Here is a 13,406-nt window from a genome sequence, read left to right on the forward strand (position 1 = left end):
CTCGGGCTCAGAAAGAAGAGAAGTGCGACTCATCCACCGGCCCGGCCGGCGCCCGCGGTCCGCTGCGGGGGGCGGCGGCTGCGGCAGTGGGGGCAGGACGCGTGGGGGCTGCCATGCGGGGGGCCGGAGCCGCCCCGCGGGCCGGCGCAGCGGCCGCGGCCCGACGACCAGCAAAACCGCCGCCTGAGCTGGGCGTGCTGCTGCCGGTTTCGCCTTGTAGGCGGAAGCTGGCAATCAATTCTTGCAGCTGCATGGCTTGGGCGCTGAGCTCTTCGGCCGTGGCGCTCAGCTCTTCGCTGGCGCTGGCGGTTTGCTGCGTGATGCCGGAGATGTGGTTCATCGTCGCGTTGATCTGCTCCACCGCTTGGTTTTGCTCGCCACTGGCCGCGGCAATCTCTTGCACCAGCTCGCTGGTGCGCTGGGTCGCGGGCACCATCTCGGTGAGCAGGCGTCCCGCGGTTTCCGCCACCTTGACCGACTCCCCGGCCAAGGAGCCGATTTCTTGTGCGGCCACTTGGCTGCGTTCGGCCAGCTTGCGAACCTCCGCCGCCACGACGGCAAAGCCCTTGCCGTGCTCGCCGGCGCGGGCTGCCTCAATGGCCGCATTCAGCGCCAGCAGGTTGGTCTGGTACGCGATGTCGTCAATGATGCCAATCTTGGTGGCAATGCTCTTCATGGCATCGACCGTGGTGCGCACCGCCGTACCGCCGTCCTGGGCCTGACGCGAGGCATCGGTGGCCATGCGGTCGGTGACGCGGGCGTTTTCGGCGTTCTGGTGGATGCTGGCCCCCATTTCGTGCAGCGAGGCGGTCGTCTCCTCCACGCTGGCGGCTTGCTGGCTCGCACTGTGGCTGAGCGACTGCGAGGTCTGCGACACCTGCTCGGACGCGCTGGACAGCTGGGTGGCGGCGGTGCGCACTTCCAGCAGCGTGGTGCTCATGCTTTGCAGCAGGCCATTGAAGCCATTGCCCAGCATCTGGAAGAAGGGGTTCTTGCCGTCGACGTTGATGCGCTGGGCGTAGTCCCCCCCGCTGGCCCCTTCGACCAAGGTGGCAATTTCGCGCTCGGCGGCGACTTCTTCGGTCCGGTCCATCCACTCCACAACCGTCCCCAGGCGCTGGCCTTGGGCATCGACGATGGGACTGGCCGTCAGTCGGAAGGTCAAACTGCCCACGTTGATCTGGGTCTTGTATTCGCCTTTGAGCTGGCCCAACAGGTTGCGCTGATGGGCGGGGTTGCGGTGGAACTGGTCAAAGTTGCTGCCCACGATGCGACGGGCGTCGAACTGCGGCAGCACTTTGCGGAGCTCCCCTTCGTTGCGCAGCATCATTTGCGCGACGGAGGCGTTGTTGTAGACGATGTTGCCGTTGGCATCGGCAATCATCACGTTGGTGGAGCAGGTGTCCAGGGCCTGACGCACCCGCGCGTTTTCCGCGGCCAGTGCTTGCTCGCGTTCCAGTGCGGCCAATTCGGCCGTCATGTCCTTCCACTCGACCACCGTGCCCAAGCGTTTGCCGTCTTTGATTACGGGGTTCACGATCAGGTCAAAGCGGCGGCCCCCGATGTGCAGGCGGGTCTTGTGGGCGCCGCTGAGGCGATCCAACAGGCCGCGCTGGTGTGCGGGGTTCTTGTGGAACTGGTCGATGTTGGCGCCAATGACGCCGGCCGCACTGAACTGCGGCAGGTCTTTCCGGATGTCGGCCTCCGCCACATTCAACATGGCCTTGAGAGAAGCGTTGCCGTAAATGATGTTGTAGCTGGGGTCGGCGACCATCATGTTGGTCGCTGCGACATCCAAGGCTTGCCGAATGCGTTCGGAATCTTCGGCGCGCTTCTTGGTGTCGGCAAATTCAAAGCCCAAGCGCGTTTGCACTCGGCGCAGGGCTTGCATGGCTTCCGCCAGCCGGTCGCGTCCCTTGACCTGCACGATGCCGTCGAATCGGGCTTGGGCAAAATTTTCCAGCAACCGCCCGGCATCGCGCAGCGTCGTGTCAATTCGGCGGTTCATGGTCCAAGCGCCGAAAGCACCCGCCGCCAGCAACGCCGCGCCACCCACCATGAAGGGCCACTGTCCCACCCCATAGGCAAAGAGGCCACCGCCGGCGGCGAGGGCGGCGCACTGCAGCGTTTGCGCAAACCCGAGGCTCCAACGGTCCCGCCATTGGTCCAGGCGATCGGTCAAACCGGTCTTCACGGCGGCCCCGTCGCGGATCACCCACCCCTTGGCGCGACCTTCGCGGAAATCGCGATAAATGCGTTCGGCTGCTTCAACTTGGTCCCGTGTCGGACGGGTGCGCACCGACATGTAGCCCACCACCGAGTCGCCTTCTTTGACCGGGGTGGCATTGGCGACGACCCAGTAGTGGTCACCGTTCTTGCGACGGTTTTTGACCATGCCACTCCAGGGACGCCCGGCCTTCAAGGTGTCCCACAGGTCTTGAAAGGCTTCGGGCGGCATGTCGGGGTGGCGCACGATGTTGTGCGCCTGGCCGATGAGCTCCGATTCCACGAAACCGCTGGCCTCAATGAAATCGTCGTTCACGTAGGTGATGCGACCTTTGAGGTCCGTACGCGAGACGATGGTCATGCCATCGCGCAGGACCCATTCTTGTTGGGTGATCGGCAGGTTGGTGCGCACAAGTAACTCCCGAAATGTTGACGTTATCGTTCGAAACTGTGGATTAGCGGTCGTGCTCGCTCAGCAGGAAGCCGGCAAGGAGTTCTTGAAGCTGCGCCGCCTGGGCCGACAGCTCCTCGGCTGTTGCGCTGAGCTGCTCACTTGCGCTGGCGGTTTGCTGGGTGATGCCGCTGACATGGTTCATCGCCGAGGTGATTTGCGCCACGCCCTGACTCTGCTGCCCGCTGGAGGCGGCAATCTCCTGAACCAGCTCACTGGTTTTTTGAATGGACGGCACCATTTGGGACAGCAGTTGGCCCGCCTGTTCGGCCAAGCCGACGCTGTTGCCGGCGAGGGCGCCGATTTCCTGCGCCGCCACCTGGCTGCGCTCAGCGAGCTTGCGTACTTCGGCCGCGACCACGGCGAAGCCTTTGCCATGCTCGCCAGCGCGGGCCGCTTCAATGGCCGCGTTCAGGGCCAGCAAGTTGGTTTGATAGGCGATGTCGTCGATGATGCCGATCTTGGTGGCGATGCTCTTCATGGCATCCACCGTCATGGTCACCGCCTGACCGCCCTCCATGGCCTGCTGCGCGGCTTGCGTGGCCATGCGATCGGTGATGCCGGCGTTCTCCGCGTTGTGCTGAACACTGCTTGCCATTTCAGACAGTGAAGCGGTCGTCTCCTCAACGCTGGCCGCTTGCTGACTGGCGCTGTGGCTGAGGCTTTGCGAAGTTTGTGAAACTTGCGCAGAAGCGGAGCTGAGTTGATCCGCGGCTCCGCGAACCTCGAGCAACAGACTGCCCATGTTTTGGATCAGTTCGTTGAATCTTTCTCCGGCCTCCCGGAAGAAGCCCTGTTTGTTGTCCGTTCTCACACGTTGGGTGAGGTCACCCTGGGCTGCTGCTGAAGTCATGGTGCTGAATTCCGCTTCGGCCTGGCGTTGGTCGCTGACGTCCAGCCATTGGCCCACCGACCCCAACAGTAGTCCTTGCGCATCCAAGATGGGTGTGGTCGTCACGAGGTATTCCCGGCCGCCCAGGGTCATTTGGGAGGTGGCGGGCGTCTTCAGTGACTTCAACCGTGCGATGGCGCCTGCAGGGTCCGCGTAGAACATGCCCACTGACGAGCCAATGACGTTCTGTGAGCTAAAGCTGGGGTTGGTGGCGCGGAACGCACCTTCGTCGCGGCGCAATACTGTGGCCAAGGCATCGTTCACGTACACGAGCACCCCTTCAGCGTCTGCGATGCGCACCGGTGTGGCGGTCACATCCAGGGCTTGACGAACTCGAAGGTTCTCCGCCGCCACACGCTGCTCACGATCCCTGGCGGCGAGCTCTTGGGTGATGTCCCGCCATTCCACCACAGTCCCGAGGCGTTCGTGCTGATCGCTCCAAATGGCATTGGCGAAGAGGTCAAAGGTGAGTTGTCCGACCTTCACGCGGCTGCGGTATTCGGCGGTCAACCCATCCAACAGACGACGCTGGTGGCCTGGGTTGCGATGGAATTGGTCGAAGTTCGCTCCCATGAGGCGATTCGCGTCAAAGCTGGGGATGTGGCGGCGCAACTCCTCTTGATTACCTTGCATCATCGATAGCAAGGAGGCGTTGAAGTAGACGATCTGCCCGCTGGCATCGGCCACCATCACATTGGTGGAGCACCGATCCAGGGCTTGCTTCACGCGTGTGGTTTCCGCCAGGGCTTTGCTGTCGCGCTCGTTGCGCTCTCGCAAGTTCACTTGCATGCGACCGATGGCCTCCAGGAGTCGGGCCATTTCGTCGCCACCGCGGTCGGCGACGTCGCTGCTCAAATCCCCGGCTGCGACGGCATTGGCCGCCTCCATGGCGCGATGCAAGGGTTGGGTGATGGCGCGAACCGTGAAGGCGCCCAGAAGGGCAACGAAAACGAACACGAGGGAGATGCTGCCTACCTGCAAATTTCGTGTGCGCGTCTCTGCCGCGATGCGGTCGTGAAGCATCGTCTGGAGCACGCTGGTTGCCGCTTGGTGTAGCGCAAACTGAGCCAGAGCGGCCTGGGTTCCCGAGGCAAAGATTGCCTCGGGGCTTGGTGCACTCTTGTTCGAGGCGGCTAACACCTCGTTCTGCAACTGCATCAAGAAGCGCTGCGCTTCAGCGTTGGCCTTTTGAGTCGCTGCCTGTACCGCTTTTGCGACCCGCGGATCTGCTGAGGCGGCTTTTTCAAACTGCGCTATTGCACGGCGGCGAAAGTAGTCCACTTGCGATGCGGCTTGGGTCAGGGCAGCGCGGTCAATCGGGTTGACTTCTTTGTTGGCCTGTAGTTGAGCGGCCAACCCTGCGCCTTTTCCGCGGGCCTGAGCGAGGGTCTCCATCAGGCGGGGGAGGAAGTCCACCACGGAGGTCATCATGAAATAGCTCTCAGCAATGGGGTCCAGCGAAAGGCCCGATTCATCGGCCAAGCCTTCAACCGTGAAGAGATACTCGTCAATCAATTGGGTGTGCCGAGTAAACGCCTCTGACGCTGGTGCGCTGCGGTTGACGACGGCGTCTAGAAGCTCCCTGAACTCCTTGCTCAAGGCAGCAAATCGGCCCGCCGACTTGGCTAGCCCAGCGGTATTCAACTGCGCCGTCACTTCGCCCAGTAGCTTGCTGGCCTTGGCCGCGGCCGCTTCACGACCTGACTGAGCGCTGCCGTCCCCCAGCAGCAGGCGGTTGCTGAGACCACGGTGGTTCTGCAGCGCTACCAAGATTTCTCCACTGGCTTCAACCGCGTCTAAGCCAGCGTCCTCGCCGACCGCGACTCTGATTCGGTCCTGCAAGTCCAGAGTTAGTTGAGTGAGTGGCACTAAGGCAGCGATCAAGGCCAATAAGCCGGCAACTGCCAGCTTTTGCCAGGTCTGGAGGCGGCGAAGAAAGGCGTTCATGGGGGAGCCCTTTTCTAATGAGAGTTAATGGCGTGCGGCGGCACCGTGGCGGCGTGCGGCCTCCATCAGGCCTTGGATGTCGAGCACCAAGGCCACATCGCCGCTGCCCAAAATGGTGGAGCCGGCCAGGGCTTTGACGTGGGTGAACAAGCCCGACAGCGGCTTGATCACGGTTTGGTGCTCGCCCAGCAAGCGGTCCACGATCAAGCCCACGCGCGACTGCTGGCCTTCGCGCGCCACCAGCACGCTGCGGCGGCGGCTGGTGTCGCTGGGGGAGCGGTAAAAGCGCGCCAAATCCAGCCACGGCACGATTTCGCCGCGCAAGTTGAAGGTGCCGCTCACCTGCGTCGGGTTCTGGGCCAACTGCCGCTCGGCTTCGGGGGGCACGTCAATGCACTCGCTGACCACGCTGAGCGGGAGTACGTAGTGCACCTCCCCCACCTGAGTCAGGAACCCATCGATCATGGCCAGGGTCAGGGGCAGGCGAATCTGCGTGCGCGTGCCGTTGCCCGGTGTGCTGGAGAGGTGGATGTGGCCGCGCAGGCTTTCAATGCCGCGTTTGACCACGTCCATGCCCACTCCGCGCCCAGAGAGGTCCGTGACCTGCTCGGCCGTTGAGAAGCCGGGCTGGAAGATCAGTTGCCAGACTTCGGCGTCGGAGAGCACCGCGTCAGCAGCCACCAACTCCCGTTCGATGGCTTTGTTCAGGATGCGGTCGCGCGACAGGCCGCGCCCATCGTCGGCGACCTCGATGACGATGCTGCCGGCCTCGTGGAAGGCGTTGAGCTTGAGCGTGCCGGCCCGCGGTTTGCCTGCCGCTTCCCGGTCATCGGGAAGCTCCAAGCCATGATCCATGCTGTTGCGTACCAGGTGCATCAAGGGGTCAGCGATGGCGTCCACCATGGACTTGTCCATTTCGGTGTCGCCCCCGGTGACGACCAGCTCGATCTCCTTCCCGAGCTGTTTGGCCACATCGCGCACCACACGCTGGAAGCGGCCAAAGGTTTCGCCCACCGGGACCATGCGCAGGCCCAGGGCGGCATCGCGGGTGTCCTGCATCAAGGCCATGACGCGGGCCGAGGCCTCGATGGCCAGGCTGTCGCCCCCTTGGTGCGCCACCATTTGGGCGCCGGAGCCGGCAATGACCAATTCGCCGATCAAATCGATCAGGGTGTCGAGCTTGTCCGCCCGCACCCGGATGAAACGCGTGTCTTCCCCCGTGCGGCGGTCGCGCGGCGACGAGCGCCGGTCGCCCTCACCACTGCGACGGTCGGGGCCTTTTTCGCGCGGCGCCCCTTCGGCCCGGCGTTCAATGCGGGGAATGACCGCCTCTTCGGCTTCCAGGGTGGCGACGACGGTCTCAACGACCTCAAACCGCACCCCCATGTCGTGCCAAATTTCAAAGAGCAGTGCGCGTTTTTCGGCATCCAGTCCGCAGCGGCGCTCGGCCAGGCTCTCGAACGCGGCCGGGGGTGTGCCGGGTTCGAAGATCTGCACGTCGCTGTCTTCGAGCGCGAATTCGAAGACCGATTCGATCTCGCTGCGGCCCTTGGTGGTCTCGAATCGCAGCTCCACCCACAAGTAACACGCCTCGGCGTCCAGGGCGTCCAGCGCCGGTACCTCCGCGTGCATCAGGTGCAGGGCGTGAACCGTCCCCAGTTGCTCCAGATAGCGCAGAAACGCCAAGGGGTCCAGGCCGTTGCGCAGCGCGTCTTGTAAAAAACGCAACGACAAATGCCAACACGCGGGGCCGGATGGCGCCGGTTCGGGCGCCGCTGCCGGGCTCGCCGCCGCCGGGGCGGGCACCGCGGGGGCGGGGCGCCCCATCAGCACCTGAAGGCGGGCGCTCAGCGCGTGCGAGCGCTCCAACACCGTGGGTTCGGTTTCGCCCCCCTGGTCAATGGCGGCCAGCAGCGATTCAATCTGGTCGCGGCTGAGCAGGAGCACATCCATGCACTCGGCGTCGAGGGTGCGTTGCCCGTCACGGAGGGCATCCAGCAAGGTTTCGACGTCATGGGTGAATCGCACCACGTCTTCGAACCCGAACATGCCAGCGCCACCCTTGATGGTGTGGGCGGCGCGAAAGGCGGCGTTCAGTTGCTCGCTGTCGCTGGGCTCGTTCTCCAGAATGAGCAGGGCGGCCTCGTATTGGCGCAGCATCTCCTGCGCTTCCTCGAGGTACCCGGCGCGGGCGGCCGCCAGAATTTCGGCATCGTCGTCGTGCAGGCTCATGAAGATCCTTTTGGCCGGGAGCCGTCAATCCACTTCGGGGGGGAGCAGCAGGTCCCGCACGCGGTACACCTGCAGGGCGGCGCGGACTGTGGGGCTGGCCGCGGTGATCAGCAACTCCTGTCCCCGCTCTTGCAGGCTGCGACGCAGGGCGATCAGCAGTTGCACCCCAGCGGAATCCATGCTGTCCACCGAACCGAGGTCCAAAGAAGGCGCCTCAGCAGTCTCCGCACTCTGAAACAGGGACTCCAGCAGCCGCTGATGCAACTGGCTGGCTTGTGCAATGGTCCACTCCGTGCCCAATTGAAGCGGTTCGCCCATGGGGTGGCCTTACACGCAGAGCTTGTTGACGGCGTCCACCAGCTGCGAGGGCTGGAAGGGCTTGGTAATCCAGGCCTTGGCTCCCGCCGCGCGACCTTCGGACTTTTTGGCTTCCTGGCTCTCCGTCGTCAGCATGATGACCGGCGTGAACTTGTAGGCCGCCATGCCTTTGATGGTCTTCAGAAAGGTCAGGCCATCCATGTTGGGCATGTTGACGTCGCACACGATCAGGTTGACCTTGGCCGTGGCCTCCAGCTTGGTCAGCGCATCCTTGCCATCGCCGGCTTCGACAACGGTGTAGCCCGCTTTTTGCAGGGCCAGCTTGACGACGGTGCGGAAGCTGCCGGAATCGTCAATCACCATCACAGTCTTGCTCATTGGGTCTCCTCTTCGGGGGATCAGAAAAAGTCGATACCGGCGGCGTCCGCGCCGGCAGTGGGGTCGGCACCGTGGACACGGTGCTGCTCCGGAGTGGTGTAGCGGGTTTTGAGTTCAGCCAACCACTCTTCGGCGCGCTGCTGGCCAGCCAGGCCCAGCAGCGGCATTTCATCCACCAGGCGTTGAATGTCGCCGCGCACCACGGTCAGCATCTGGCTCAAGCGGTCGCCAATCTGCAGGCCGGAGAGCGCGTGCATGCTCTGCTCTTGGATTTGGGGCAGCAGCTGGCCGAGCCCGTCGCGTAGGGCTTGTGGTTCTTGACGACCCAGCGCGGCCAGCTCCTCGTGCAGACCATCCAATGCAGCCAGCGCGACGGTGATTTCGCTGATGCCGGCATTCAGCTGCTCGTGAATCACATCCAGCTGGCGCCCCCACACGGGCAGCACGGCTTGAGCCATGACGACCGTGCCGTCATCCAGCAACACTGCGTTGGGCCCCGATGAAAGGGCACCGATGTCTTCCTGCGATTGCATAGGCCTCACCCGTAGTGCGCCCTCGCACCGGGTGGAGGGCCTTGGGATGGAGCCTAAACCAAAGTCAATGGCTCGGGGTTCCAGGGGCGCCGGGGGAAACCCCATTGGTCAAATGGAGGGGCGGCGCTGTTGCGTGGACCCCTCAGCCGCCGGGTCGTTGGGCCGCTTCCCATTCCGACAAGGCCAACTCGCGGGGGCCGGGAACGAGTTGAAAGGGTTGCCCCTGTGCGAGAGTGCCAGGCTGGCGAACGGCCACATAAAAACCGCTGTAACCGCTTTGCTGCATCAGGCGCGCGGCCTGCGGGAAACCCAGCGCGGCGTTGAGCTTGACGCAGGGCTGACGCGGACGGGTGACGATGAGCTCGCAGTCGGGGAACTGCAACACATCGCCGATCCAGACCTGCGACTCCAGAAGCCCCGCTAGCGTGAGGTTCTCTCCCAGGCTGCCCCAGGGGAGTGGGGCACCCCAATCGGCCGCCCGCGCTTGGGCTCGCAGGGTCTGCCACACGGCGTAATGCTCGCTGGGGTAGGCGTACAGCGCTTGCTGGGGGCCGCCGTGCACGCTGCGGTCTGCCTGGGCGTCGCCTTCGATCCCCTCAAACGAAACGGGTCGAGGCCCCAGTTGGCCCTGTTTTTGATAGGCGCTGGCCACCTCCGTGCCGTCCAAAAGGCGCAAGGGCTGGATGGGCGCGGTGTTCAAACTGATCAGTTTCATGGGCGTTCGTGGGGCGGCGAGGCTGCATTGCACCATGCGCCACGCGCATAACCCCATGCCGAGGGCGGGTTACATCTTGGTTACGGGCGCCGGAAAATCGCGGGTTCGGCGCCGAGCGGCCTTCGGTGAGCCCTGCCCCCCCATTCAGGCAGAAGCAGGGCTCACCCAATTCCGTTTTTTCATCTCCAAGGACTTGTCATGAACTCAACCCCCGCGAATGGGCCGGCACTGAATGTGCCGACCTATGTGCAACACGCGCGTTTGATTGAATGGGTGCGCCAAGTGGCCGCCCTGACCGAGCCGGATCAAATCGTTTGGTGCGATGGCTCGCAAGAGGAATACGACCGCCTGTGCGAGCAACTGGTGGCCAAGGGCACCTTTAAGAAGCTCAACCCCGCCAAGCGACCGGGCAGCTACTTGGCTTGGAGCGATCCCAGCGACGTGGCGCGCGTGGAAGACCGCACCTTCATCTGCAGCCAGAACCAAGACGATGCCGGCCCCACCAACAACTGGATGGAACCGGACGCCATGCGCGCCCTGCTGCAGACGGGGGACAACGCGCTGTTCAAGGGCAGCATGCGCGGACGCACGATGTATGTGGTGCCGTTCAGCATGGGCCCTTTGGGCAGCCCCATTGCCCACATCGGTGTGGAGTTGAGCGACAGCCCCTATGTGGCCGTCAACATGAAGCTGATGACCCGCATGGGCCGGGGCGCTCTGGAGGTCTTGGGCACCGACGGCGACTTCGTGCCTTGCGTGCACACCGTGGGGGCGCCGCTGCAGCCGGGTCAGGCGGATACGGCGTGGCCCTGCAATCCCGCCACCAAGTACATCGTCCACTACCCCGAAACGCGGGAAATCTGGAGCTATGGCTCGGGTTACGGCGGCAATGCGCTGCTGGGCAAGAAGTGCTTTGCCCTGCGCATCGCCTCCACCATGGGGCGCGACCAAGGCTGGCTGGCCGAGCACATGCTGATCCTGGGGGTGACCGACCCGCAAGGCCGCAAGCGCCATGTGGCGGCGGCTTTCCCCAGTGCGTGTGGCAAGACCAACTTCGCCATGCTGATCCCCCCCGCGGGCTTTGAGGGCTGGAAGGTCACGACCATCGGCGACGACATTGCTTGGATCAAGCCCGGCCCGGATGGCCGGCTGCGCGCCATCAACCCCGAGGCCGGCTACTTCGGTGTGGCCCCGGGAACCAACACCCTGACGAACCCGAATTGCATGGCCTCGTTGGACCGCGATGTCATCTTCACCAACGTTGCGCTGACCGATGACGGCGACGTGTGGTGGGAGGGCCTCGGTGAGGCGCCGGCGCATCTGGTGGATTGGCAGGGCAAGGACTGGACGCCGCACGACGGCAAGGTCGAGGGCCGCAAAGCGGCGCATCCGAATGCGCGCTTCACGGTGGCTGCTGGCAACAATCCGGCCCTGGATGCCGAGTGGGACAACCCCGACGGGGTGGTGATCGACGCCTTCATCTTCGGCGGCCGCCGCAGCACGACCGTGCCGCTGGTGACGCAGGCGCGCAACTGGGTGGAGGGCGTTTACATGGCGGCCACCATGGGCAGCGAGACCACCGCCGCGGCCTTTGGCCAGCAAGGTGTGGTGCGCCGCGACCCCTTCGCCATGCTGCCCTTCATGGGCTACAACATGAGCGACTATTTCGCCCATTGGCTGAAGCTGGGCGCGCAGTTGGGCGATAAAGCGCCCGCCATCTTCTGCGTGAACTGGTTCCGCAAAGGCGCCGACGGCAAGTTCGTGTGGCCGGGCTACGGCGACAACATGCGCGTGCTGGCGTGGATGCTGGACCGTCTGGACGGCAAGGGCGAAGGCATGGACAACCCCTTCGGTCTGAGCCCCAAGTACGACGAGCTCAACTGGGATGGGCTGGCCTTCACGCGCGCCCACTACGAAACGGTGACCGAGATCCACAAGGCCGACTGGGAGGCCGAATTGAAACTGCATGCCGAGCTGTTTGATCAGCTGGCGTTGCGTCTGCCGGCCGAGCTGCCGGCAACCAAGCGCCAGATTGAGGCGCGCTTGGCGGCGCTGTGAACACAACATTGATTGATTGACGCAACGCCCGCCCCGCGCGGGCGTTCTTACTTCCGGACCGACAATCCCCCCATGGCCAAAGACCTCACCCCCCAAGAACTCGACGAACTCGATCGCCTGCTCAGCGAAGCGCCCGGTGGCCTGGAGGCCATGGATGTCGCCATGCTGGATGGCTACCTGTGTGGCGTGCTCGTGCAACCCGAGCTGATCGACAGCGCCGACTGGCTGCCCCTGGTGTTCGACGCTGAAGGACGCCCCCTGCCTGCCGACGCCGATCCGGCCTGGGTGGCGCGGACCACCGCCTTGATTGAGCGCCGCCATGCGGCGCTGCGCCGATCGCTGGCGGAAGAGCAGTGGTTCGACCCCATCGTGCTGCAACTGGAGGGCGATGAAGAGCCCGACCCTGACCCAGCCTTTGCGGCCCTGCCCGACTACTCCAAGCCCCTGGTGCCGTTTGCCAGTGGCTTTGTGACGGCGTTGAACGCCTTCCCCAACGGACTGCTGTCACTGACCGATGACACCGTGGAGCAGGCCATGGACCGGGTGGCCCGTCACCTGCCCTGCAGCGATGACGACGAACGCGCTGCCATGGCGGAACTGGATGCCGAGCTGCCGCTCAAGAACCTGGACGAGGCCGTGGAAGACTTGGTCATGGCCATCGTCGATTTGGACGCCCTCACCGAAGGCCAGCGTTACCACGTGCAGCCGGTGCGGCACGAAGCCCCCAAATTGGGTCGCAACGATCCTTGCGCCTGCGGCAGTGGCAAGAAGTTCAAGGCCTGCTGCGGCAAAAATTGATTCTTCAACTTCTGAGTGACCTGCACCTGGAGCGCGAGGCGGGCTTTCAACCGAAGGCCGTAGCCGATGCCGAGGTCCTGGTTTTGGCCGGGGACATCGGCTCTTATCAGGCGGGTTCGGCCCTCTTGCCGTTTGATGCGCAGGCGGATTGGGGGCTGCGTCGGTTTTCCCCTCAGTTGGGGGCGCCGTGGCGCCATGTGCTTTTTGTACCGGGCAATCACGAATACGACGGGCTGCCTTGGCCAGAGGCCAAGGCCGGTTTGGCCGCGGCCTGTGAACGGCTGGGTATTCGCTGTTTGGATCGGATGGTCACGGTCATCGGTGGCGTGCGGTTTGTGGGCTGCACGCTGTGGACCGATTTCGACCTGCTGGTGGACCCCGCCGCTCCCTTGACGGAGCAGCTGCGGGTGCAAGAAAAGGCCTTTCGTGCCGCCAACTTTTATCTGCGCCAGTACAGCGCGCTGGAGCAGGGGGCGCCCATGTTGGCCCCGCGCTGGCGCGACGAGGCGCTGATCGATCAGGCCTGGCTGCGCGAGACCCTGGCGCAACCTTTTGACGGCGTGACGGTGGTCATCACCCACCATGCGCCCAGCGCGCGCAGCGCGGACCCTCGCTACGGTTTGAACCCCGGAACGGCGGGGTTCTGCAATGCCCTGGACGACTTGGTCCAACAAGCCGACTTCTGGTTGCATGGGCACTTGCACTGCCGGCACGATTACCGGCTGGGCCGCTGCCGGGTCCTGGCCAACGGCCGGGGCTACACGCGCAAAGGGGAGGCCCAGGGATTTATCGATCCTTTGCGCATCGATCTCCACGCTCCGCAGTGAGAAACTGAACCGATTGCATCAAGGAGATCCG

General features: G+C 64.1%; 10 protein-coding genes. 3 read left to right on the forward strand and 7 right to left on the reverse strand.

The window, feature by feature from the left end; genetic code table 11:
• Positions 1-7 precede the first annotated feature (7 nt).
• The 7 genes from I7X43_RS16555 to I7X43_RS04800 form a co-directional block, all read right to left on the reverse strand.
• Positions 8-2,638 (reverse strand): methyl-accepting chemotaxis protein, encoded by a 2,631-nt coding sequence (locus tag I7X43_RS16555; protein WP_375140380.1) that lies wholly within the window; start codon positions 2,636-2,638, stop codon positions 8-10.
• 43 nt (positions 2,639-2,681) lie between these two features.
• Positions 2,682-5,516: a methyl-accepting chemotaxis protein gene (locus I7X43_RS04775; RefSeq protein WP_198099730.1), complete on the reverse strand. Its 2,835-nt coding sequence runs from the start codon at positions 5,514-5,516 to the stop codon at positions 2,682-2,684.
• Positions 5,517-5,540: 24 nt separating this feature from the next.
• The gene (locus I7X43_RS04780; protein ID WP_198099731.1) at positions 5,541-7,748 is read right to left on the reverse strand and encodes a chemotaxis protein CheA; all 2,208 of its coding nucleotides are present in this window, start codon (positions 7,746-7,748) and stop codon (positions 5,541-5,543) included.
• A 24-nt stretch (positions 7,749-7,772) separates the two neighbouring features.
• Positions 7,773-8,066 carry an STAS domain-containing protein gene (locus I7X43_RS04785; RefSeq protein WP_198099732.1) on the reverse strand — a complete coding sequence of 98 codons (294 nt, stop codon included), beginning with the start codon at positions 8,064-8,066 and terminating at the stop codon, positions 7,773-7,775.
• A gap of 9 nt (positions 8,067-8,075) precedes the next feature.
• Complete coding sequence (locus tag I7X43_RS04790; protein ID WP_198099733.1) at positions 8,076-8,444, reverse strand: response regulator; 369 nt, start codon at positions 8,442-8,444, stop codon at positions 8,076-8,078.
• A gap of 20 nt (positions 8,445-8,464) precedes the next feature.
• Positions 8,465-8,977 carry a hypothetical protein gene (locus tag I7X43_RS04795; protein WP_198099734.1) on the reverse strand — a complete coding sequence of 171 codons (513 nt, stop codon included), beginning with the start codon at positions 8,975-8,977 and terminating at the stop codon, positions 8,465-8,467.
• Between the two features lie 142 nt (positions 8,978-9,119).
• A complete protein-coding gene (locus I7X43_RS04800) occupies positions 9,120-9,692 on the reverse strand; it encodes an MOSC domain-containing protein (protein WP_198099735.1) in 573 nt (190 codons plus the stop codon).
• A gap of 198 nt (positions 9,693-9,890) precedes the next feature.
• Here I7X43_RS04800 and I7X43_RS04805 point away from each other — a divergent pair, with 198 nt between their 5' ends.
• The 3 genes from I7X43_RS04805 (at position 9,891) to I7X43_RS04815 (ending at position 13,375) form a co-directional block, all read left to right on the forward strand.
• Positions 9,891-11,750, forward strand: a complete 1,860-nt coding sequence (locus I7X43_RS04805; RefSeq protein ID WP_198099736.1) for a phosphoenolpyruvate carboxykinase (GTP) — start codon at positions 9,891-9,893, stop codon at positions 11,748-11,750.
• 72 nt (positions 11,751-11,822) lie between these two features.
• Positions 11,823-12,548 (forward strand): YecA/YgfB family protein, encoded by a 726-nt coding sequence (locus I7X43_RS04810; protein ID WP_198099812.1) that lies wholly within the window; start codon positions 11,823-11,825, stop codon positions 12,546-12,548.
• Positions 12,545-13,375, forward strand: coding sequence for a metallophosphoesterase (locus I7X43_RS04815; RefSeq protein ID WP_198099737.1), 831 nt, complete (start codon positions 12,545-12,547; stop codon positions 13,373-13,375). The genes I7X43_RS04810 and I7X43_RS04815 overlap by 4 nt, the downstream gene beginning before the upstream one ends.
• Positions 13,376-13,406 lie beyond the last annotated feature (31 nt).

The sequence above is a fragment of the Inhella gelatinilytica genome, from assembly GCF_016093295.1.
In the GTDB taxonomy this organism is placed as follows: domain Bacteria; phylum Pseudomonadota; class Gammaproteobacteria; order Burkholderiales; family Burkholderiaceae_C; genus Inhella; species Inhella gelatinilytica.